The sequence below is a fragment of the Pseudomonas sp. QD4 genome (assembly GCF_049199125.1).
GTDB lineage: Bacteria > Pseudomonadota > Gammaproteobacteria > Pseudomonadales > Pseudomonadaceae > Aquipseudomonas.
Genome location: NZ_JBLZOM010000006.1, coordinates 180,515 through 200,274 on the forward strand (window position 1 = coordinate 180,515; position 19,760 = coordinate 200,274).

21 protein-coding genes are annotated in these 19,760 nt (G+C 64.1%); 12 read left to right on the forward strand and 9 right to left on the reverse strand.

Going from position 1 to position 19,760, the window contains the following annotated elements; genetic code table 11:
• Positions 1–40: 40 nt before the first annotated feature.
• Complete coding sequence (locus ACOZJV_RS28250; RefSeq protein ID WP_078471670.1) at positions 41–703, reverse strand: YciC family protein; 663 nt, start codon at positions 701–703, stop codon at positions 41–43.
• 203 nt (positions 704–906) lie between these two features.
• Here ACOZJV_RS28250 and ACOZJV_RS28255 point away from each other — a divergent pair, with 203 nt between their 5' ends.
• From ACOZJV_RS28255 to ACOZJV_RS28265, 3 genes are all read left to right on the forward strand, one after another.
• A complete protein-coding gene (locus tag ACOZJV_RS28255; RefSeq protein WP_078471671.1) occupies positions 907–1,683 on the forward strand; it encodes a DUF2076 domain-containing protein in 777 nt (258 codons plus the stop codon).
• 149 nt (positions 1,684–1,832) lie between these two features.
• Positions 1,833–2,312, forward strand: a complete 480-nt coding sequence (locus tag ACOZJV_RS28260) for an NYN domain-containing protein (RefSeq protein WP_020296927.1) — start codon at positions 1,833–1,835, stop codon at positions 2,310–2,312.
• A gap of 27 nt (positions 2,313–2,339) precedes the next feature.
• Complete coding sequence (locus ACOZJV_RS28265; protein WP_421548979.1) at positions 2,340–2,951, forward strand: PolC-type DNA polymerase III; 612 nt, start codon at positions 2,340–2,342, stop codon at positions 2,949–2,951.
• Positions 2,952–2,984: 33 nt separating this feature from the next.
• Here ACOZJV_RS28265 and ACOZJV_RS28270 read toward each other — a convergent pair whose 3' ends face one another.
• Positions 2,985–3,437: an Lrp/AsnC family transcriptional regulator gene (locus tag ACOZJV_RS28270; RefSeq protein WP_020296929.1), complete on the reverse strand. Its 453-nt coding sequence runs from the start codon at positions 3,435–3,437 to the stop codon at positions 2,985–2,987.
• Between the two features lie 160 nt (positions 3,438–3,597).
• Between ACOZJV_RS28270 and yedA the strand changes: the two genes are divergently transcribed.
• Positions 3,598–4,509, forward strand: a complete 912-nt coding sequence (gene yedA / locus ACOZJV_RS28275; protein ID WP_201128126.1) for a drug/metabolite exporter YedA — start codon at positions 3,598–3,600, stop codon at positions 4,507–4,509.
• A 119-nt stretch (positions 4,510–4,628) separates the two neighbouring features.
• On the opposite strand, the gene ACOZJV_RS28280 is transcribed toward yedA, so the two are convergent.
• Positions 4,629–5,087 carry a hypothetical protein gene (locus ACOZJV_RS28280; RefSeq protein WP_421548980.1) on the reverse strand — a complete coding sequence of 153 codons (459 nt, stop codon included), beginning with the start codon at positions 5,085–5,087 and terminating at the stop codon, positions 4,629–4,631.
• Positions 5,088–5,309: 222 nt separating this feature from the next.
• Between ACOZJV_RS28280 and ACOZJV_RS28285 the strand changes: the two genes are divergently transcribed.
• Positions 5,310–6,638, forward strand: a complete 1,329-nt coding sequence (locus tag ACOZJV_RS28285) for a DEAD/DEAH box helicase (protein ID WP_078471675.1) — start codon at positions 5,310–5,312, stop codon at positions 6,636–6,638.
• Between the two features lie 51 nt (positions 6,639–6,689).
• Here ACOZJV_RS28285 and ACOZJV_RS28290 read toward each other — a convergent pair whose 3' ends face one another.
• Positions 6,690–7,931, reverse strand: a complete 1,242-nt coding sequence (locus tag ACOZJV_RS28290) for a TIGR03862 family flavoprotein (protein ID WP_421548981.1) — start codon at positions 7,929–7,931, stop codon at positions 6,690–6,692.
• Between the two features lie 444 nt (positions 7,932–8,375).
• Positions 8,376–9,296, reverse strand: coding sequence for a histone deacetylase (locus tag ACOZJV_RS28295; protein ID WP_201128122.1), 921 nt, complete (start codon positions 9,294–9,296; stop codon positions 8,376–8,378).
• 76 nt (positions 9,297–9,372) lie between these two features.
• On the opposite strand from ACOZJV_RS28295, the gene ACOZJV_RS28300 reads away from it, so the two are divergent.
• The 3 genes from ACOZJV_RS28300 (at position 9,373) to ACOZJV_RS28310 (ending at position 11,500) form a co-directional block, all read left to right on the forward strand.
• Positions 9,373–9,942 (forward strand): GNAT family N-acetyltransferase, encoded by a 570-nt coding sequence (locus tag ACOZJV_RS28300; protein WP_078471699.1) that lies wholly within the window; start codon positions 9,373–9,375, stop codon positions 9,940–9,942.
• Between the two features lie 104 nt (positions 9,943–10,046).
• Positions 10,047–10,916 carry an acyl-CoA thioesterase II gene (gene tesB, locus ACOZJV_RS28305; protein ID WP_078471700.1) on the forward strand — a complete coding sequence of 290 codons (870 nt, stop codon included), beginning with the start codon at positions 10,047–10,049 and terminating at the stop codon, positions 10,914–10,916.
• On the forward strand, positions 10,913–11,500 hold the full coding sequence (locus ACOZJV_RS28310) for an HAD family hydrolase (protein WP_201128120.1): 588 nt from the start codon (positions 10,913–10,915) through the stop codon (positions 11,498–11,500). Before tesB ends, ACOZJV_RS28310 begins: the two co-directional genes overlap by 4 nt.
• A 126-nt stretch (positions 11,501–11,626) precedes the next feature.
• On the opposite strand, the gene ACOZJV_RS28315 is transcribed toward ACOZJV_RS28310, so the two are convergent.
• Positions 11,627–12,598 (reverse strand): hypothetical protein, encoded by a 972-nt coding sequence (locus ACOZJV_RS28315; RefSeq protein WP_078471702.1) that lies wholly within the window; start codon positions 12,596–12,598, stop codon positions 11,627–11,629.
• Between the two features lie 2 nt (positions 12,599–12,600).
• Positions 12,601–13,488 carry a neutral zinc metallopeptidase gene (locus ACOZJV_RS28320; RefSeq protein ID WP_020296940.1) on the reverse strand — a complete coding sequence of 296 codons (888 nt, stop codon included), beginning with the start codon at positions 13,486–13,488 and terminating at the stop codon, positions 12,601–12,603.
• Between the two features lie 140 nt (positions 13,489–13,628).
• Between ACOZJV_RS28320 and pcaQ the strand changes: the two genes are divergently transcribed.
• The 3 genes from pcaQ (at position 13,629) to pcaG (ending at position 15,996) form a co-directional block, all read left to right on the forward strand.
• Positions 13,629–14,558 carry a pca operon transcription factor PcaQ gene (pcaQ, locus tag ACOZJV_RS28325; RefSeq protein WP_201128116.1) on the forward strand — a complete coding sequence of 310 codons (930 nt, stop codon included), beginning with the start codon at positions 13,629–13,631 and terminating at the stop codon, positions 14,556–14,558.
• A 101-nt stretch (positions 14,559–14,659) separates the two neighbouring features.
• Positions 14,660–15,379 (forward strand): protocatechuate 3,4-dioxygenase subunit beta, encoded by a 720-nt coding sequence (pcaH, locus tag ACOZJV_RS28330; RefSeq protein WP_020296942.1) that lies wholly within the window; start codon positions 14,660–14,662, stop codon positions 15,377–15,379.
• An 11-nt stretch (positions 15,380–15,390) separates the two neighbouring features.
• On the forward strand, positions 15,391–15,996 hold the full coding sequence (pcaG, locus tag ACOZJV_RS28335; protein WP_078471705.1) for a protocatechuate 3,4-dioxygenase subunit alpha: 606 nt from the start codon (positions 15,391–15,393) through the stop codon (positions 15,994–15,996).
• Positions 15,997–16,047: 51 nt separating this feature from the next.
• Here pcaG and ACOZJV_RS28340 read toward each other — a convergent pair whose 3' ends face one another.
• The gene (locus ACOZJV_RS28340) at positions 16,048–16,896 is read right to left on the reverse strand and encodes an aldo/keto reductase (RefSeq protein ID WP_421548982.1); all 849 of its coding nucleotides are present in this window, start codon (positions 16,894–16,896) and stop codon (positions 16,048–16,050) included.
• Positions 16,897–16,906: 10 nt separating this feature from the next.
• Positions 16,907–18,631, reverse strand: a complete 1,725-nt coding sequence (locus ACOZJV_RS28345; RefSeq protein WP_421548983.1) for an FAD-dependent oxidoreductase — start codon at positions 18,629–18,631, stop codon at positions 16,907–16,909.
• Between the two features lie 209 nt (positions 18,632–18,840).
• On the opposite strand from ACOZJV_RS28345, the gene ACOZJV_RS28350 reads away from it, so the two are divergent.
• Positions 18,841–19,617, forward strand: a complete 777-nt coding sequence (locus ACOZJV_RS28350) for an IclR family transcriptional regulator (RefSeq protein ID WP_421548984.1) — start codon at positions 18,841–18,843, stop codon at positions 19,615–19,617.
• The last annotated feature ends 143 nt before the right edge of the window (positions 19,618–19,760 follow it).

Below are 19,760 nucleotides of genomic sequence, written 5' to 3' on the forward strand. Positions count from 1 at the left end.
CAGGGCCGCGGCCCAAGGGGCAGAGCGGCCGGTGTCGGTTTCAGCGTTTGTCGGGCAGATCGCTGATCAGCATGAACAGGCGGAACAGCACCACGCTGGTGAACAACTGCAGGAAGCTGTAGGCACTGTCGATCACCAACCCCAGGAAGGCGTTCTGCGGGTCCGGGTAGGCCGCACTGCTGGCGCCCTTGAGCAGCCACAACGGGGTCATCACACAGAGGATGCACACCAGGATACGCAGGAAATGACCACGGGTCAGGCGCAGGCTTTCCTTGATCGCCGCCAGCGGTTGCAGGCCCTTGAGCACCAGCAGGTATTCGGCGAATGCCAGCATCACCATCACGCACAGCCCGGGCAGGAAGTACATCGACAGCCCGAGCAGAATCAGCAGGGTGCTGGTGGCGGTCAGCAGGGCAAAGCGCGGCCACAGCGTCAGGGACATGGCCAGCAGGTCACGGGTGCGAGGTGATTCGCCACGGCTGCGGGCATCGAGAAACAGAATCAGGGCGCCGGTGTACAGCGGGTAGACCAGCAGCCCCACCAGCACGCTGTAGCCGGGGAAGGCATCGGGGCCCAGGGCGTTATCGACGACTTGCTGCAACAGCGCTTCGAGTACCACCAGCGGCAGGCACAAGGGCACGATCTGTCCCAGGTTGCGCCGGAAGAAGAACAAGGAGTCGCGGAGCACGTCTAACGGATTCATCGGTTGGTATCGCAGTGGCAGAGCGGTTTGCCACTTTAACCGATGCGGGCCCCGGGCAAGCAAACGTAAACGTTCGGTAAAGCCTATTGAAAGCCCGGGCAACAGCCCCATTACTGATCCGGGCATCAGCCCGTTTCCTGGTCAAACCCTTTATCCACAACGGACAAGGGCCAGTTTTCTACCGGCAATCTAAAGAGGTCGCCATGAACAGCGAAGAGCAAGCCCTGATCGATGGACTGTTTTCACGGTTGCAGCAAGCCGAAACGGATTCAGCCCCACGCGACGCCCAGGCCGAGGCGCGGATCAAGGAGCATCTGACCCGCCAGCCCGCCGCGGGCTATTTCATGACCCAGGCGATTCTGGTGCAGGAGGCCGCACTCAAGAGCCTTGATGAGCAGAACAAGCAGCTGACCCAGCAAATCCAGCAATTGCAAAACGAACTGCAGCAAGCCAGGGCCCAGGCCGCCGCCCCGGCGCCGAGCACCGGCGGGGGATTCCTGTCGAGCATCTTTGGTGGCTCCCGCGACGCGCAGCCAGCCCCGACGCAAAGTGCTGCGCCGGCGTCCAGCGGTGGCTGGCGTGAACCGGCGCGGCCGTCCTTCAATGCCCAGCCGCAGCAGAATTTTGGTGCGGCACCGCAAAATTATGCGGCGCCGCCGCAAAACTACGGGCAGCCAGCCGCACCGGCGGGCAGCGGGTTTCTCGGTGGGGCGTTGAAAACCGCAGCCGGGGTGGCGGGTGGTGTGATGCTGGCGCAAGGCATCAGCAGCCTGTTCCACAGCAACCAGCAACCCCAAGAAGTGGTGGAAGTGATCAAGGAAGAGCCGGCTCCGGTAAGCGATAGCGGCAGTGGCTGGGGCAATGACGACCAACGCCTGGCCAATAACGATTCCTGGGGCAGCAATGACCAGGGCGGCCTGGACGATGCCGATTACGGCAGCGACGACAGTTCGTTCTCTGACGACGATTCCTTCGTCTGATCCCTTCGCCTGATCTGCGTTCGGTCCGGGAGGCACGGCCCCCCGGACCGATTATTCGCGGAACATTCCCCATGGCTGGCATACTGGGCGACTTTTCGGGGTTTGAGTCCCGATCCAGCCTGCGCGCTCCAGCGCCATGAGGATTAGCGGTGAAAAAAATCGCTGTGTTCGCCGACGTCCAGAACCTCTATTACACCGTGCGCCAGGCCTATGGTTGCCACTTCAACTACGCCGCCCTGTGGGCTGACATCAGCAAACAGGGGCAGATCGTCGAAGCCTATGCCTATGCCATCGATCGCGGTGACAGCAAGCAGCAGCAGTTCCAGCAGATCCTGCGCAACCTGGGCTTCACGGTAAAACTCAAACCCTATATCCAGCGCAGCGACGGCTCGGCCAAGGGCGACTGGGACGTGGGCATCACCATCGACATCATGGACGCCGCGGCTCACGTCGATGAGGTGGTGCTGGCCTCCGGCGATGGTGACTTCGACATGCTGCTCGAACGCATCATCCACAAGCATGGGGTCCAGGCCGTCGCCTATGGCGTGCCGGGGCTCACCGCCAATTCGCTGATTCGCGCCGCCTCGCGCTACGTGCCGATCGAAGGCGCGTTGCTGCTGAAGAACTGATTATTTTTTGTACGGAGCTGGACAGGTTTGGAACGCATTGCAGTCATCGACTTTGAAACCACCGGGATCTCCCCGAGCAGCAGTTGCCGGGCCACGGAAATTGCCGTGGTGATCCTGCAGCAGGGGCGCATCGTCGAGCGTTACCAGAGCCTGATGAATGCCGGCGTGCGGGTGCCGGGCTTTATCGAGCAACTGACCGGCATCAGCAACGCCATGCTGCGCACCGCGCCTTCGGCGGAGCAAGTGATGAACGAGGTCAACGAGTTCGTCGGTACCACGCCGCTGCTGGCGCACAACGCCGCCTTTGACCAGAAGTTCTGGGATTTCGAGCTGGGACGGATCAAGCGCACCCGCTTGCAGAACTTCGCCTGTTCCCTGTTGCTGGCGCGGCGCCTGATGCCGGCAGCGCCCAACCACAAGCTCGGGACCCTGACCCAGTTTGCCGGCCTGCCCCATACCGGCCAGGCTCACCGGGCCATGGCCGATGCCGAGATGGCGGCCAACCTCACCACGCACCTGGCCGAGGAACTGCGCCGCACCCACGGCCTGCGCGAGCTGTCCCATGACTTCCTGTGCAAATTGCAGAAAGTCCCGGCGGCGAAAATTCCCGACCACCTCAAGCGCCATCGCGGGTTCTAGGGCTGTTCGTTCGGCGCCGTCAGTGAAACCCGCTTACTTGCCGTTGTGTTCCAACTGACCCAGGGGCACCCGCCGTTCGATGGCGCTGGAGAGCACGATCGAAGTCTTGCTGGAGCCGAACTGCGCCACCCGGTTGATCAGGTCTTCCAGCTCCGGCATCGACGCCACGGCGGCGCGCATGATCATGCAGGGGTCGCCGGTGACCCGGTAGCACTCGGTCAACTGCGGGATCCGGGCCAGTTCGTCATAGGCCTTCTGGTTGCCGTGCTGGGCCAGGCGCAGTTCGATCACGCACTGGATCGGCAGCCCGAGCTTGGCCATGTCGACGTTGGCCTGGTAACCGGTGATCACCCCGCTGGACTCAAGCTTGGCCACGCGCTCGGCCACGGCGGGGGCTGACAGATTCACCTTGCGCGCCAACTCGGCATAGGTCGCCCGGCCGTTTTCGATCAGTGCAGCGAGGAGCATGCGGTCATATTTGTCCATGATAAGGCTCCCAAAGGCCCGGGCTTTCGAAAGCATGGCTTATAGCCGCAATCTCCCTATTTTGGAAAGTGTATGGGCCTTATAAACAGGTTTTGTAACTTAATTTCCCTGCTCCGGCTTTCTAAAATAGCCTTCCCATTGCCTGCCTACCGAGCTGCTTATGCCTGGCCTTCGCCGTTTTCCCTTGCCGTTGATTGCCGCCTTTTTTGCCTTGTATGTGATCTGGGGTTCGACCTACCTGGTGATTCGCATCGGCATCGAATACTGGCCGCCGCTGTTGTTGGCCGGGATTCGGTTTGTGCTGGCCGGCAGCCTGATGTATGGCTTCCTGCGCTGGCGCGGCGTGCCGGCACCTACCTGGGCGCAGTGGAAGGCGGCGGGGATGATCGGCATTCTGCTGCTCAGCTGCGGCAACGGCGCGGTCAGCGTGGCCGAACACACCGGCGTGGCCTCGGGTGTGGCGGCGCTGGCAGTGGCCACCGTGCCGCTGTTCACCTTGCTCTGCGGTTATTTCTGGGGCGCGCGTAATACGCGGCTGGAATGGGCCGGCATCGTCCTTGGCCTGATCGGCATCGGCATGCTCAACCTCGGTTCCAACCTGCAAGCCAGCCCACTGGGTGCGGGCCTGTTGGTGTTCGCCGCAGCGGCCTGGGCCTTTGGTTCGGTATGGAGCAAGCACTTGCCGCTGCCCCAGGGCGCCATGGCCAGTGCCGCAGAGATGCTGGTGGGTGGCGTGGTGTTGCTGATCGGCAGTGCCCTGAGCGGCGAACAGCTGGAGAGCGTGCCGCCACTGGAAGGCTGGCTCGCCCTGGCCTACCTGGTGGGTTTTGGCTCGATCATCGCTTTCAACGCCTATATGTACCTGCTCAAGCACGTGCGCCCGGCCGCGGCCACCAGCTACGCCTACGTCAACCCGGCCGTGGCCGTGCTGTTGGGGATCGTGTTTGTCGGCGAGACCATCGGCACCGAGGAGGCCCTGGCAATGGTGGTGATCATCAGCGCCGTGGTGCTGATCGGCCTGCCGCAGTGGCGCCGGTCCAAGCCGGTGGTGGAAGAGCAGACCGCGGCCTGAAGCAGGCCGCCGTTTGTGAGGGTTGGCGACAGCTGGACTTGGCCGGTGCCCGTGCTGATGCCGGGCCCCATAAAAAACGCCGGGCATTGCCCGGCGTTGTGGTTTTCAGCGCGCAGGGGTCAGGCATAGCCCGTCAGCATCAGCACGGCGACCATCAGGCCCACCACCGCCGCTGAAAACAGCAGGCCAATACCCGCGACGCGCCATAGCGAGTAGAACGGACCGTTGCTCGCCTTGTGCTCCAGCAACAGCGGCCCGAACAGTTGACGCGCATAAGCGTTCATCGCAAACAGAGGCGGCAGGACGAAGACCACGGCGGGGATGTTATCCGGCAGGAAAAACCCGGCCAGGGTCATGGCGACAAAAAGTCCGATGCCGATTGCCCAGACGGTGTTGGCCTCGGACTCACGGCCCAGTGCCTTGAGGTTCTGGACGATAAAGTAGGCGCCCGCCACCGAGGTGCCGAAGAAGGTGCCCAGGCCGACGGCGGCCACACTGTAGAGGCGCTGATTGTGGGCGGGGGTCTTGTCGGCGAGCAGTTCGGCCGCGGGGGCCTGGAAGGGGTTTTCGTTGTCCATGGGGGCAGTGGCTCCTGAGGTGCAAGGCATTGGGGGCGCGATAGGACGGGCACCGGGGCGCATCGATCCGCCCGCGCAGGGCAATTCTGCTCGGCTGGCGGCCGAGCGTCCACCTCGGCGATTGTCCGCCGAGCCTGGGTTTCGACTCAGGAGAACGCCCCTGAATTAGGGTAAACTGCCGCGCATTGCACCCTGTGCTGACATTTTTCCTACGGTACCCCCATGACATTCGCCACTCTTGGCCTGATCGAACCCTTGCTGCGTGCTCTCGAAACGCTTGGCTACCAGACCCCGACCCCGGTGCAGGCGCAAGCTATTCCAGCCGTACTGGCCGGTCGCGACCTGATGGCAGCCGCCCAGACCGGCACTGGCAAGACCGCCGGTTTTGCCGTGCCGCTGTTGCAACTGTTGGCCATGGAAGGGCCGAAAGTCACCGCCAACTCAGTCCGCGCGCTGATCCTGGTGCCCACCCGCGAGCTGGCCGAACAAGTGCACGAAAGCGTGCGCCAATACGCCGAAAACCTGCCCCTGAGCACCTACGCGGTGTACGGCGGCGTCAGCATCAACCCGCAGATGATGAAGCTGCGCAAGGGCGTCGACCTGCTGGTCGCCACCCCGGGTCGGTTGCTTGATCTGTTCCGCCAGAACGCGCTGAAGTTCAACCAACTGCAAACCCTGGTGCTGGACGAAGCCGACCGGATGCTCGACCTGGGCTTCTCGGAAGAGCTGTCGAACATCTACCGCGTGCTGCCGAAAAAGCGTCAGACCCTGCTGTTTTCCGCCACCTTCTCCGACGAAATCCGCCTGCTGGCCGGGCAGATGCTCAACGACCCGCTGAGCATCGAAGTCAGCCCGCGCAACGTTGCTGCCAACACGGTCAAGCAATGGGTGGTGACGGTGGACAAGAAGCGCAAACCGGAGCTGTTTGTGCACCTGATGCGCAAAGGCAAGTGGAAGCAGGTGCTGGTGTTCGCCAAAACCCGTAACGGGGTCGATGCCCTGGTGGAAAAACTTCAGGGCATGGGCGTCAACGCCGATGGTATTCACGGCGACAAACCCCAGGCCACCCGCCAGCGTGCGCTGGATCGGTTCAAGGCCAGCGAGACGCAGATCCTGGTGGCCACCGACGTCGCCGCCCGCGGCCTCGACATCGAAGACCTGCCGCTGGTGGTCAACTTCGATTTGCCGATCGTCGCCGAAGACTATATCCACCGCATTGGCCGTACCGGGCGTGCCGGTGCCACCGGCGAGGCGATCTCCCTGGTGTGCGCTGATGAGGTGAACCTGCTGTCGGCGATCGAGACCCTGACCCGCCAGACCCTCAAGCGCCATGACGAGCCGGATTTTGTGCCCGAGCACCGGGTGCCGGAAACCGACGCCAGCGGCCAAGTGGTGAAAAAACCGAAAAAGCCGAAAAAACCCAAGACCTCCGGTGGCAAGCGCAACCTCGGCAAGTGGGTGGAAAGCGGTGAAGTGGCCGAAGCCCCTGCAGTAAAACCGGTGCGTAAAGTGCCGGTCTTCAACACGGGGCCGCGCAAAAGGAAGCCTTGAGGGGCAGCGGCAAGCTTCTAGGGGCAAGCTGCAAGTTTTGAAGCTTGCGGCTTAGGTCTTGTCGTTTAGCCAGCCCTTGATGCCCATTCCTGCAGCTCTCCCGCCGGCAAAGCAGGCGGTGAGCAGGTAGCCGCCGGTGGGGGCTTCCCAGTCGAGCATTTCGCCGGCGCAGAACAACCCCGGCAGGGCCTTGAGCATCAGTCGTTCATCCAGCGCTTCAAAGGGCACGCCGCCAGCACTGCTGATGGCTTCGTCCAGCGGTCGGGTTTTTACCAGATTCAGGGGCAAGGCCTTGATGGCCTGGGCCAGCGAAGCTGGATCGGCGAAGCATTGGGCGTCGGTCAGTTCGCGCAGCAGGGCGGCCTTGAGTCCATCGATGCCCAACTGGCTGTGCAGGTGCTTGGCCATGGAGCGCGAACCCCGTGGCTTGCTCAGCGCTGCCAGGACTTTGTCCGCAGCCTTGCCCGGTAGCAAGTCGATATGCACGGTGGCCACGCCTTGCTGCTGGATGGCCCGGCGAATCGGTGCCGACAAGGCATAGATCAGGCTGCCTTCGATGCCACTGGCGGTGATCACGCATTCACCCAGTCGCGGTTTATCGTCGTTGAGGCCGATGGCCACGTTTTTCAGCGGCGCGCCGGCGAACTTCTCGCGCAGCAAGGGGCTCCAGCCCGCCACGTCAAACCCGCAGTTGCTGGGCTCCAGCGGCGCCAGCGGGATGCCGCGCTGTTCCAGCAACGGCAGCCAGGCACCGTCCGATCCCAGCCGGGCCCAACTGCCGCCGCCCAGGGCCAGCAGCACGGCGTCGGCCTGTACCGCAATTTCGCCTTCCGGGTTATGGATTTTCAGGCTGTTATCGGCATTCCAGCCCAGCCAGCGGTGGCGGGTGTGGATAACTACACCGGCATCGCGCAGGCGCTTGAGCCAGGCACGCAACAGCGGCGCGGCTTTCATGTCGGTGGGGAAGACCCGGCCGGAACTGCCGACAAAGGTCTCGATGCCCAGGCCATGAATCCATTCACACAGCGCCTCGGCGCCGAACTCGCGCAGCAGCGGCGCAATGTGCGGCGCGCGCTCGGCATAACGCGACACAAACGCCGGGTAGGCCTCGGAATGAGTGATGTTCATGCCGCCGACCCCGGCCAGCAGAAACTTGCGACCGACCGAGGGCATGCCGTCGTACAGGTCGACACGGATATCCCCCTGGCTCAGCACTTCGGCCGCCATCAGGCCGGCAGGGCCGCCGCCGATGATGGCGACGTGGTGGGGCAGGGCGGTATGGGGTTGGGTCATGGCGAGGGGCGATGTTGGCGAAAGAAGCCGGCCATTCTACGGACTTTTACCGTCGCTGCCGAAAACCGCAGCACTTCGCCGCGGCCCTCAGTGGCTGCCCCATGCAGCTGATCAAAAAATAGGCGGTGCCCTGCAAGCCTTGTTCAGTAAGCCCTGTAGCGGGTTTTGCCCAGGTTATCCACAAGCAGCTGCACAGAGAATGTGGGTAATGCTTCAGGTTTGTGTGACGCCTTGATGACGGGCCTGTTGCCACCTCGGGGCGGGTTTGGCGCGATCTGCTGTTGCTCAAGCCAAGGCCCGCGATCCTGGCGGGCTTGCCTGAACGGGCAGTTGATCAAAAAATAGGCGGCTTCCTGCAGGCGTTGCAGAACCTGGGCTGCAGCGGGTTTTGCTCAGGTTATACACAGGCAGTTGCACAGAGACTGTGGGTAATGCGCCCACAACTCAGTGACAACCTGATGACGTCCAGACCCGCTGCGCACTGTGGTGCAGGATGCCGTGGCGCCGGGCCAGGGCCTGGCGGTCTTTGCTGTAGCCGCCGCCAATCACCCCGACCACCGGGATGTCGCGGCCCAGGCAATGGCGCATGACACGCTCATCGCGCTCGGCGACCCCGGCGTCGGTCAGTTTCAGGTAGCCCAGGGCGTCGTCCTTGTGCACGTCGACCCCGGCGTCGTACAGCACCAGGTCCGGTTGGTAGAGCGGCAGCAGGTAGTTGAGGGCGTCATCGACCACCTGCAGGTACTCGCTGTCGCCCATGCCCATGGCCAGGGGAATGTCCCAGTCGCTGGTGGCCTTGCGCGCCGGGAAGTTCTTTTCGCAGTGCAACGAGACGGTCACCGCGTCCGGGGTATGTTCGAGAATCCGAGCGGTGCCATCGCCCTGGTGCACGTCGCAATCAAAGATCAGCACCCGGCTGACCCGACCGGCCGCCAGCAGGTAATGACTGATGATCGCCAGGTCGTTGAAGATGCAGAAACCGGCCGGGTAGTCGTAATGGGCATGATGGGTGCCCCCGGCCAGGTGACAGGCCAGGCCATGTTCCAGGGCCAGCTCGGCCGCCAGCAGCGAGCCGCCGACCGCGCGCACGGTCCGTCGCGCCAGGGCTTCGTTCCAGGGCAGGCCCAGGCGCCGCTGGTCTTCCCGGGACAACTCGCCGCTCATATAGCGTTCGATATAGCCAGGGTCATGGGCCAGGGCCAGGATCTCTGGCGGGCAGAGCTGCGGGCGCAGCAGGTCGGCATCCCGGGTCAGGCCGCTGTCCACCAGGTGGTCGCGCAGCAGGCGAAATTTGTCCATGGGAAAGCGGTGTTCCGCAGGAAACTCGGGGCTGTAGTCATCGTGATAAATCAACGGCAATGGCATGGCAATTTCTGATAGGAACCCGTGAAGGATCCTACCAGCGATGTAGACTTGCTCCCATGGATTATGGAGGGCCCCGATGGAGCCGATATTGCAACTGGAAAGCGCGCGGCTGTTGATGCGCCAGTGGAGCGATGAAGATTTGCCGGCGTTTGCGGCAATGTGCGCCGACCCACAGGTCATGCGGTACTTCCCTGCGCCCTTGAGCCGACTGGAAAGTGCGGCATTGATCGGGCGAATACGCGGTCATTTTGCCGAACATGGCTTTGGTTTGTGGGCGCTGGAGCGCAAGGACAGCGGCGCCTTTATCGGCTTTACCGGCTTGGGCGTAGTGGGTTTCGAAGCGCCCTTTACCCCAGCGGTGGAAATCGGCTGGCGCCTGGCCCGTGAACACTGGGGCCTGGGCTATGCCAGCGAAGCGGCCTGGACCGCTCTGCGCTGCGGTTTTGACCGCTTATCGCTGAAAGAGGTGGTGGCGTTCACCACAGCCAGCAATCAGCCGTCGCAGAAAGTCATGCAAGCCATCGGCATGCACCATGCCCCCAGCGACGACTTCGAGCACCCCGCGCTGGCCGGCGATCACCCGTTGCGCGCCCATGTGCTGTATCGCATCAACCGCGAACAATGGTTGGAAACCTTGCATGGATAGGGCAGCAGGGCGTTTAGAATGTGCCGATTATCAGGATGCCCCCTGATTGAATTGCCCGCCGCAGCCAAGACTGCGCGGTATTGCTCTGTGTGAGGAGATCCTGAATGAGCCACGTGTTGGAAGATCTGGTCGACCTGTTGACCCTGGAACCGATCGAAGAAAACCTGTTTCGCGGTCGCAGCCAGGACCTGGGCTTCCGCCAGCTGTTCGGCGGCCAGGTGCTGGGCCAGTCCTTGTCCGCAGCCAGTCAGACCGTGGAAGAAGCACGCCATGTGCACTCCATGCACGGTTACTTCCTGCGTCCGGGCGATGCCGGTTTGCCGGTGGTCTACCAGGTGGACCGGGTGCGTGATGGCGGCAGCTTCAGTACGCGCCGGGTGACCGCGATCCAGAAGGGCAACCCGATCTTCACCTGCAGCGCCTCCTTCCAGTACGACGAGCAGGGCTTCGAACACCAGAACCAGATGCCGCAAGTGGTGGGCCCGGAAAACCTGCCCTCGGAGCTGGAAATCACCCAGCAGCGCGCGCACCTGATCCCTGAGCACATGCGTGAAAAACTGCTGTGCCCGAAACCCATCGAAGTGCGCCCGGTCACCGAAAAAGACCCGTACAACCCGCAGCCGATGGACCCGGTGAAGTACGTGTGGTTCCGCGCCGACGGCGCCTTGGCCGATATCCCGGCCTTGCACAAGTACCTGCTGGCCTATGCCTCCGACTTCGGCCTGCTGACCACTTCGATGCTGCCCCACGGCAAATCGGTGTGGCAGAAGGACATGCAGGTCGCCAGCCTCGACCACGCGCTGTGGTTCCATGCCGATCTGCGCGCCGACGACTGGTTGCTGTACGCCATGGACAGCCCATGGGCCGGCAATTCCCGTGGTTTCTCCCGTGGCAGCGTGTTCAACCGCGCCGGGCAACTGGTGGCGTCGGTTACCCAGGAAGGTCTGATCCGTCATCGCAAGGACTGGGCATGAGCCTTTCGGACATACGCCATTGGGTGTTCGATATGGACGGCACCCTGACGATTGCAGTGCATGATTTCGCCGCCATTCGCCAGGCCCTGGATATCCCCCCGGAAGACGACATTCTGACCCATCTCGCGGCCTTGCCCGCCGCAGAAGCCGCGGCCAAACATGCCTGGCTGCTGGAGCATGAGCGTGAACTGGCCCTGGGCTCACGCCCGGCGCCGGGGGCGGTGGAGCTGGTGCGCGACCTGGCGCAGCGCGGCTATCGCCTGGGCATCCTGACCCGCAACGCGCGGGAGCTGGCCCATATCACCCTGGAGGCCATCGGTCTGGCGGACTGCTTTGCCATCGACGACGTGCTGGGCCGCGATGATGCGCCGCCCAAACCGCACCCGGGTGGCTTGCTGAAGTTGGCCGAGGCCTGGGAGGTGACGCCCGGCGCCATGGTGATGGTGGGCGACTACCGCTTCGACCTCGACTGCGGCCGCGCCGCAGGCACGCGCACGGTGTTGGTCAACCTGCCGGAGAACCCATGGCCGGAGCTGGCGGATTGGCACGCGGCAGACTGCGGCGCGTTGCAGAAAATGATCTAGCGAGGGCGTTTGTTCCCTTGGAGCCGCTGCGGCCCGAGTCTTCGGCAGCGGCTACAGATGGCTTCTAGTGGCGAGGGAGCTTGCTCCCGCTGGGGCGCGTAGCGCCCCCCAATAAAGTCCGCCCCCTCAGCGGGCGAACAATGCCTTCTGCCCCTCAGGCGAGGTCAACATCCCATCTCCGTTGTGCCCCACCCCCGGCACCTCCACCAACCGATGGCTCAACTGCGGGTGGCGCTGCTTGAGGTAGTCGAAATAGTTGTGCCCGCGAATCAGGCGATAGGCGCCCTGGGCCTCGGCTTCACAACTTTTATCCAGTGCCGGATGGTTCGGATCGGTGTCCTGCTGGCCCAGCAGGTAGGTGATAGTGCGTGACACGTACGCCTGCTCCAACTGCTCCGCACTCTGACCCCGGGCGTAGTCCGGCAGCTGCTGCAGGCCGTATTTCCAGTTGTCGAAGCCCGGGCAATCGGCTGCATCGAACCGCACCGGCCGCTGCGGGCTGAAGTACGCATAGGACGATGGGTTGGCCACCACAAAGCGCAGGCTGATGCCTTCGCGTTGCAGGGTCGGGTGATCGTGGCCGATCAGAGCGAAACGCTGCACCACTTGGCCACCGCCGGAATGGCCGGCGACCACGATTTCCTTCAGCGCCGGAAACAGCGTGTGGTTGCCCAGGTGTTTGATGATCTGGTCGAGGGCGCCATAGGAGCTGACCTGGCCCGGGCCGATGGATGCCTCGCCCGCCATCCAGTCGTTGCCCTTCCAGCGCAGTACCTGGCGGTCCAGGTGGTTGCGCTGCACGTCGGACTCATTGAGAAACTGCGGCGCGATCACCAGGGTGTTCGCGCCTTGCCCGGCCTGGCTGGCGGCCTGTTCGGCGCTGTGCAGGTAGGTCTGGGCATTGCGCAGGCGGCCATGGACGATGATCAGTGCGCGCTGGATCTGCGGCAGCGGCTGTCGCCAATCCTGGCTCAGGCCCACGGCCAATTCACCGCCGTCCAGCGCCAGGCGCTCGGGGCTGATGTCCTTGACCCCATGTTCCGCCGCCTGTGCGCTGGCACAGGCGATCCACAGCGCAACCAGCGTCAGTACGCGCATTTTTAAAGGCTCTTCGCGGCGAAGGTGTCGCACTGGCCGATCTGGCCCTGGCTGAAGCCGGTCTTGAACCAGCGCACGCGCTGCGCCGAGGTGCCGTGGGTGAAGGAGTCCGGCACCACACGCCCCTGACCTTGTTGCTGCAAACGGTCATCGCCGATGGCATTGGCGGCGTTCAGGGCTTCTTCGATATCCCCGGGCTCCAGCCAGTTCAGGCGTTTTTGCGCATGGTTGGCCCAGACCCCGGCCAGGCAGTCGGCTTGCAGTTCCTGGCGCACCAGCAGCCCGCCATCGCCTTGCATTTGCCGGCCTTGCTGGCGTGCGGCCTGGATCTTGGCCGAGACCCCGAGCAGGGTCTGCACGTGGTGCCCGACTTCGTGGGCGATCACATAGGCCTGGGCGAAGTCGCCGGCGGCGGAAAAGCGCTGGGACATTTCGCGGAAGAAGTCCATGTCCAGGTACACCTGCTGGTCGGCAGGGCAGTAGAAGGGGCCGGTGGCCGAGGTAGCGGCGCCGCAGGCGGAGTTCACCCGACCGCGGAACAGAATCAGTTTGGGTTGCTGGTACTGGCGCCCGGCCTCCTGGAAGATCTGGCCCCAGGTGTCTTCGGTGTCGCCGAGGATGGCGCGCACGAACTCGGCCTGTTGATCATTGGCCGGTGGTGCCTGGCGCGTCTGGGTCGTGGCCGGTGCCGATTGCTCCATCTGCCCGGCCAGTTGCCCGAGGATCTGCATCGGGTCCTGGCCGGTGATCCAGCCGATGCCGACGATCAGCAGGATGGCCGTCAGGCTCAGGCCCTTGCCGCCGCCGAAACGCATGCCGCCGCCACCGCCACCGCTGTCATCACGAGCATCCACCACGTTGTCGCTGCGCCGCCCTTTTTTCCAAAGCATGGGGTGAATCCTCGTTATCGTTGGCTGTGAGTGTTGCTGGTGAGTGGTGCCGACGCCAGTCCGGTCGTCAGGCATTTGCGCGCACGTTACCATTGCCCGCGGCCGCATCGCTGCTGTCCAGACCTATTCGGGGCTCACTATTGAACATCGATACCCGCATCAAATTCCGTCACCTGGTGTGTTTTCTTGAAATGGCTCGCCAGGGCAGCCTCGCGCGTGCCGCCGATGTGCTTGCCGTGAGCCAGCCGGCGATGTCGAAAACCCTCAAGGAACTGGAGCAACTGCTCGATGCCAGCCTGTTCCTGCGCAGCAAGGCCGGGCTCAGCCTGACCGAGGCCGGCCGGGCCTTCCTGCGTTATGCCGGGCCTTCGGTGCAGGCCCTGCGCGAGGGTGTGGATACCCTGCGTGGCGGTGAATATGCGGCCGGGGTGGTGCGCCTCGGGGTGCTGTCTACCGCTGAAAGCCTGCTGCTGCCGGAAGTGGTGCGGCGCCTGCACCAGCGCCACTCGGCACTGGCGGTGAGTGTGGTCACCGGCCCCAGCGCCTACCTTTTGTCGCAGCTGCGGGTCGGGGATGTCGACCTGGTGGTAGGGCGCATGACCGAGAGCCCGGAGATCCAGGGCCTGAGCTTCGAGCACCTGTACAGCGAGTCGATGACCCTGGTGGCGCGCCCGGAGCATCCCTTGCTCGCCGGACCTCTCGATCGTGACGCCGTGGAGCGCTTTCCCCTGGTGCTGCCGCTGGCGGGCACTACCATCCGCAAGTTCGCCGACAGCCTGTTTGTGCAGTGCGGCATCGGCCAATCCCGGCAGCGCCTGGAAACCCTGTCGGTGACCTTGAGCCGGCGTTATGCGTTATCCACTGATGCGCTGTGGATCGCCCCGCTGGACGCGGTGCGCCTGGACCTGGCCAACGGTGAGTTGTGCGAGATCGACCTGGGGTTGCGCGAGCCCGGGGGCTCGGTGGGGATTTCGAGCAACGCCAGCCTGCCGCTGTCGCTGGCCGGGCAATGGTGCGTCGACGTTCTGCGGGAAGTGGGCAGCGCCTACCGTGAAGGGCTTTATCCATAACCATTTGGTTATGGTTGACGGGCGGCTTTTCAATTTTCCGCTTCCTGTTGTTGGGTGAGACTGCGAGGGCAGCTCCATAAATCCAACAACAGGAGATCGACATGTCTGATGCAGACAGCAGTCGCTTCGTGATTCGTGACCGTAATTGGCACCCCAAGGCCTTGACCCCCGACTACAAGACGTCCGTCGCCCGCTCCCCGCGCCAGGCGCTGGTCAGCATCCCGCAATCGGTGAGTGAAACCAGCGGCCCGGATTTCTCCCACCTCAAGACCGGCCGTTTCGACAACGACCTGCTGCTCAACTTCAACAACGGCGGCTTGCCGGTGGGCGAGCGCATCATCGTTTCCGGGCGGGTCTGCGATCAGTACGGCAAGCCGATCCCCCATACCCTGGTGGAGATGTGGCAGGCCAACGCCGGCGGCCGCTACCGGCACAAGAACGACCGCTACCTGGCGCCCCTTGACCCGAACTTCGGCGGCGTCGGCCGGGCCCTGACCGACCGTGACGGCTACTACAGCTTTCGCACCATCAAGCCCGGGCCGTACCCCTGGCGCAACGGCCCCAACGACTGGCGCCCGGCGCACATCCACTTCTCCATCAGCGGTCCGTCCATCGCCACGCGCCTGATCACCCAGTTGTATTTCGAAGGCGATCCGTTGATCCCGCTGTGCCCGATCGTCAAGTCGATTGCCAACCCGGATGCGGTGCAGAGCCTGATCGCGCGCCTCGACATGGGCAACGCCAACCCCATGGACTGCCTGGCCTATCGCTTCGACATCGTGTTGCGCGGCCAGCGCAAGACCCATTTCGAGAACTGCTGAGGAGCTTGCCCATGCCCATCGAACTGCTGCCCGAAACCCCTTCGCAAACGGCCGGCCCTTATGTGCACATTGGCCTGGCCCTGGCCGCTGCCGGCAACCCGACCCGCAGCGATGAAATCTGGAACCAGATGGCCAAGCCTGACGCGGCCGGCGAACAGATCCTGCTGATCGGCCACGTCTACGACGGCAATGGCCATCTGGTGCGCGACTCGTTCCTGGAGTTCTGGCAAGCCAACCACGAGGGGGTCTATGACCCGGTCTTCGATTCGGAAAAAACCTTCAATAGCTTCGGGCGTACCGCCACTACCTTCGACGCCGGCGAGTGGACGCTGAACACCATCAAGCCCGGTGTGGTGCAGAACGCGGCGGGGGTGGCCATGGCGCCGCACATCAACCTGTCGCTGTTTGCCCGGGGCATCAACATCCACCTGCACACCCGGCTGTACTTTGCCGACGAGTCGGAGGCCAACGCGCGCTGCCCGGTGCTGAACCTGATCGAACAGCCGCAACGTCGTGAAACCCTGCTGGCCCATCCCTGCGAAGTCGACGGCCAACGCGCCTATCGCTTTGATATTCGCATCCAGGGTGAAGGCGAAACCGTGTTCTTCGACTTCTAGCTACAGCCCGGCGCCATTGGACTGCCAATGGCGCCTGATGCCCCCCTCAGCTCAACGATCAAACACGTCCCACTGTGGCGCGAAATCCGGGCTGACCTGGCGCTGGTCCTTCGGCAAGTCCGCAATCAACGCCCGATCCTCATCGTCCAACTGCACCTGCAAGGCCCCAAGATTGGCCAACTGGTTGGCCTGGCTGCTGGCTTTGGGAATGGCCGCGACGTTGTCCTGATCCAGCAACCACTTCAATGCCACCTGGGTCGGCAGCACCCCGTGTTTGGCGGCGATCTGCTGGATCCGCGGGATCTGCGAAACCTTGTTGCGGGCCAGCGGCGTATAGGCGGTCAGCACCATGTCGTGCTGGCGTGCATAGTCCAGCAAGCCGCTCTGGCCCAGCAGCACGTGGTACTCCACCTGGATGGCCGACAACGGCGTACCCAGTTCTTCGACCGCCCGGCGCAGCAGCGCCAGCGGGAAGTTGGCCACGCCTATATGGCGGGCCAGGCCTTGTTCCTTGAACGACGCCAGGGTTTCCAGGGTGCGTTGCAAGTCCATGTCGGGGGTTGGCCAGTGGATGTGGAACAGGTCGACGTAATCGGTCTGCAGCGCCTTGAGGCTGCGCTCCATGGAGTGGCACATGGCATCGGGTTGCAGTTGGTCCCACCAGACCTTGGTGGTGACGTGGATCTGCTCCCGGGGCACGTCGGTGTTGCTCAGCGCCTGGCCGACCGCCTCTTCGTTGTTGTAGGCCTGGGCCGTGTCGATGTGCCGGTAACCGAGGCTCAACGCCTGTTCCACGGCGCGGGTGCATTCCTCGCCCAGCATCGGCCAGGTACCCAGGCCCAGCTTGGGCATGTGCAGGCCATGTTGGGTCAGGATGGGGCTGTTGGCTGAGTGCTGCATGGTCGATCTCCTATTCGTAAGCGATGGCCCCGGCGATGTGGCGTCCGGCAATGTAGCCGAACGTCAGGGCCGGGCCGAGATTGATGCCGCCGGCGGGGTAGTGGCCGCCCATGATGCTGGCCATGTCGGTGCCCGCTGCGTACAGCCCGGCAATCGCCTGGCCTTGGCCGTCGAGCACCTGGGCGTGCTGGTTGACCTTGAGCCCGGCAAAGGTGCCGAAGCAGCCCGGTTGTACCTTCACCGCGTAGAACGGGCCGTGCTCGATGGGCGCCACGCAAGGGTTGGGCTGGTGCAGCGGGTCGCCCTGTTTGCGGTTGTAGGGGGTCGAGCCGCGGCCGAACTCCGGGTCCTGGCCCTGATGCGCGTGCCGGTTGTAGTGCGACAGGGTCTCGCGCAAACCGTTCACATCTATGCCGCAGGCCTGGGCCAGGGCTTCGATGGTGGGGGCGCTTTTCAGGTAGCCGCTGTGGATAAAGGGCGCCACCGGCAACGGGAAGGGGCGGGAGATGCCCAGGCCGTAGCGGCGCTGGAAGCCATGGCTGCAGATCAGCCAGGACGCCACTTCCTCGCCTTCCGGCGCAGCCGCGACCATGGCCCGGACGTAATCGTAGTAACCGTCGGCTTCGTTGACGAAGCGCCGGCCATTGCTCAGCACGCCGATGATCCCCGGTTTGCCGCGCTCGATGATGTGCGGGAAGTGGCCGACGCTGCCGTCCTTGTACGGCACGGCGGACACCGGGGCCCAGGCCACCGGCGACTCCATGTCGCTGTCGACCTGGGCGCCCACGCTTTCCCCCAGGCGCAGGCCATCGCCGCTGGCGCCGAGGGGCGGCAAGGCCAGGTGTTCGTGGCCACTGGGGGTACGCGGGAACAACGCCTTGCGGCGTTCGATATCGTTGGGGAAGCCTCCGGCGGCGAGTACTACCGCCTTGGCCGCATTGATGCGGATCTGCCCGCGCGCGGTGCTGACCACTGCGCCGGTGACGGCGCCGTTGTCCTGCAGTAACTCGGTCACCGGCGCCGACTCCCAGAGCAGCACGCCCAGGTCTTCGGCGGACTTGGCCAGGCGCGCCACCAGGGCTACGCCGTTTACCAGTTGCATGGCCCGGCCATGGACGGCGAGGTCCAGCAGGTGGCGGCTGAAGCGCCGGGTCACGTGCCAGGCGGCGGGCAGCGAACGGGTCAGGTTGAGGAAGGCCGAGAGGTCGGCGCCGGCCATGATCGGCATGCCCATGAACGAGGTTTCGCGCAGGGTTCTGCGCAAGCGCTTGAGCAGCTTACCGACCTGGCGTGCGTCGTAGGGCGCGGCGATTACCGAGCGACCACCGGTGCCGGCCCCGGGGCTGTCACCGTGGATATCGGCAATCCCATTGCCGTCGGCAAATTGCAGGGCGGTGTGGCGCTCGAAAAACGCCACCATGCGCGGCCCGGCTTCAAGAAAGGCATCGATCAGCGCCGGTTGGTAACGCGCGCCCAGTTCATGCTTGAGGTAGGTGCGCGGCAGCTCGACGTCTTCGATAATCCCCGCGCGCTGGGCCAGCGGGTTGCAGGGTACCCAGGCCCAGCCGCCGGACCAGGCCGTGGCGCCGCCGAACACCGGGTCCTTTTCCACCACTATCACCTTCAAGCCGTGCCAGGCGGCGGTGACGGCGGCTGAAAGCCCGGCCGCGCCGGAGCCGACAATCAGCACATCGCAGTCGATATCGGGGTGATGCAGGCTGGGTGCGGCAGACATGGGCGAAAAAACTCCGGAGCAGGGGATTTATTATTTTTTGGAACTTGATTCCAAAAAATATACGGAGTCGAATAGCGCACAGCAAGGCACGCTGAGCGAGTGGAGCCGTGCCGATGCTTTTTTTGTGCGGTTATCGAACGATGCCGCGGTGTATTTCCCATTGCGCCGGTTGTCTCTAGAATCGGCCAAATTTCGTCTGGACCCCCACCATGGCCGGCAGTCAAATCGAACGCGTGTTCAGCGTTCTGGAAAGTCTTACCAGTGACCCCCGGGGCGTGCCGATGCAAGCCCTGGCCGAGCAACTCGAGATCCCGAAAAGCGCCACCCATCGTCTGCTGGCGGAGCTGATTCGCCTGGGGTACGTGCGGCAGAATCCGGACAACCTGCGCTATCAATTGTCGACCAAGCTGGTGGCCATGGGCTTTCGCTACCTGGCCAGCAGTGGCGCCGATATCGTGCAGCCGGTGCTCGATCGGCTGGCCCAGGAAAGTGGTGAACTGGTGCGCCTGGGGGTGATCGAGGGCGAGCGCCAGACCTGGATCGCCAAGTCCCAGGGCGCTCGTTCCGGCCTGCGTTACGACCCGGACATGGGGCGCGAGGCGCCGCTGTTCTACACCGCTTCCGGGCATGCCTGGCTGGCCTACCTGAGCGACGCCGAGGCCCTGGCCCTGGTGGAGCGTCAGGGCGCCGGGGTGCCGGATGAGCTGGGGCCGAATGCGCCGCGCTCGAACATTGAATTGCTCGAACGCCTGCGCCTGGCGCGGGAGCAGGGCTATGCCTGGGTCGAGGAAAGCTCGGCGGTGGGCACTTCGGCCATCGCCGCGGTGGTGCGTCATCCGATGGATCAGCGGGTGGTGGGGGTCCTCAGCATCGCCGGCCCCAGCGCCCGCCTGCCCCTGGCCCGCCTGCACGAACTGGCGCCGCTGCTGCTGAGCTTCGCTGCCGAACTCAGCGCCGCAAGCCAAGCCTCCGAACTCTTCAACTGACAACAGCTTCGCCCTGTAGCCGCTGCCGCCAGGCTGCGCTGGCCCTGCGCCTCGACACTCATACATCTGACGCCACCACGGCGTCCGCATCGGCCAGAGCAGCCTCGTGCCTCGGCAGCGGCTAGGGGGTTGCAGCACGGCTT

What these genes read in the sequence shown, in the direction of transcription:
- ACOZJV_RS28280 (WP_421548980.1), bottom strand. Translation starts at nt 5,087, where the DNA reads ATGGACAACGAAAACCCCTTCCAGGCCCCCGCGGCCGAACTGCTCGCC.
- ACOZJV_RS28310 (WP_201128120.1), top strand. Translation starts at nt 10,913, where the DNA reads ATGAGCCTTTCGGACATACGCCATTGGGTGTTCGATATGGACGGCACC.
- ACOZJV_RS28250 (WP_078471670.1), bottom strand. Translation starts at nt 703, where the DNA reads ATGAATCCGTTAGACGTGCTCCGCGACTCCTTGTTCTTCTTCCGGCGC.
- ACOZJV_RS28290 (WP_421548981.1), bottom strand. Translation starts at nt 7,931, where the DNA reads ATGACCCAACCCCATACCGCCCTGCCCCACCACGTCGCCATCATCGGC.
- ACOZJV_RS28320 (WP_020296940.1), bottom strand. Translation starts at nt 13,488, where the DNA reads ATGCTTTGGAAAAAAGGGCGGCGCAGCGACAACGTGGTGGATGCTCGT.
- ACOZJV_RS28315 (WP_078471702.1), bottom strand. Translation starts at nt 12,598, where the DNA reads ATGCGCGTACTGACGCTGGTTGCGCTGTGGATCGCCTGTGCCAGCGCA.
- ACOZJV_RS28345 (WP_421548983.1), bottom strand. Translation starts at nt 18,631, where the DNA reads ATGTCTGCCGCACCCAGCCTGCATCACCCCGATATCGACTGCGATGTG.
- ACOZJV_RS28285 (WP_078471675.1), top strand. Translation starts at nt 5,310, where the DNA reads ATGACATTCGCCACTCTTGGCCTGATCGAACCCTTGCTGCGTGCTCTC.
- yedA (WP_201128126.1), top strand. Translation starts at nt 3,598, where the DNA reads ATGCCTGGCCTTCGCCGTTTTCCCTTGCCGTTGATTGCCGCCTTTTTT.
- ACOZJV_RS28350 (WP_421548984.1), top strand. Translation starts at nt 18,841, where the DNA reads ATGGCCGGCAGTCAAATCGAACGCGTGTTCAGCGTTCTGGAAAGTCTT.
- pcaG (WP_078471705.1), top strand. Translation starts at nt 15,391, where the DNA reads ATGCCCATCGAACTGCTGCCCGAAACCCCTTCGCAAACGGCCGGCCCT.
- ACOZJV_RS28270 (WP_020296929.1), bottom strand. Translation starts at nt 3,437, where the DNA reads ATGGACAAATATGACCGCATGCTCCTCGCTGCACTGATCGAAAACGGC.
- ACOZJV_RS28300 (WP_078471699.1), top strand. Translation starts at nt 9,373, where the DNA reads ATGGAGCCGATATTGCAACTGGAAAGCGCGCGGCTGTTGATGCGCCAG.
- tesB (WP_078471700.1), top strand. Translation starts at nt 10,047, where the DNA reads ATGAGCCACGTGTTGGAAGATCTGGTCGACCTGTTGACCCTGGAACCG.
- ACOZJV_RS28255 (WP_078471671.1), top strand. Translation starts at nt 907, where the DNA reads ATGAACAGCGAAGAGCAAGCCCTGATCGATGGACTGTTTTCACGGTTG.
- ACOZJV_RS28340 (WP_421548982.1), bottom strand. Translation starts at nt 16,896, where the DNA reads ATGCAGCACTCAGCCAACAGCCCCATCCTGACCCAACATGGCCTGCAC.
- pcaH (WP_020296942.1), top strand. Translation starts at nt 14,660, where the DNA reads ATGTCTGATGCAGACAGCAGTCGCTTCGTGATTCGTGACCGTAATTGG.
- ACOZJV_RS28295 (WP_201128122.1), bottom strand. Translation starts at nt 9,296, where the DNA reads ATGCCATTGCCGTTGATTTATCACGATGACTACAGCCCCGAGTTTCCT.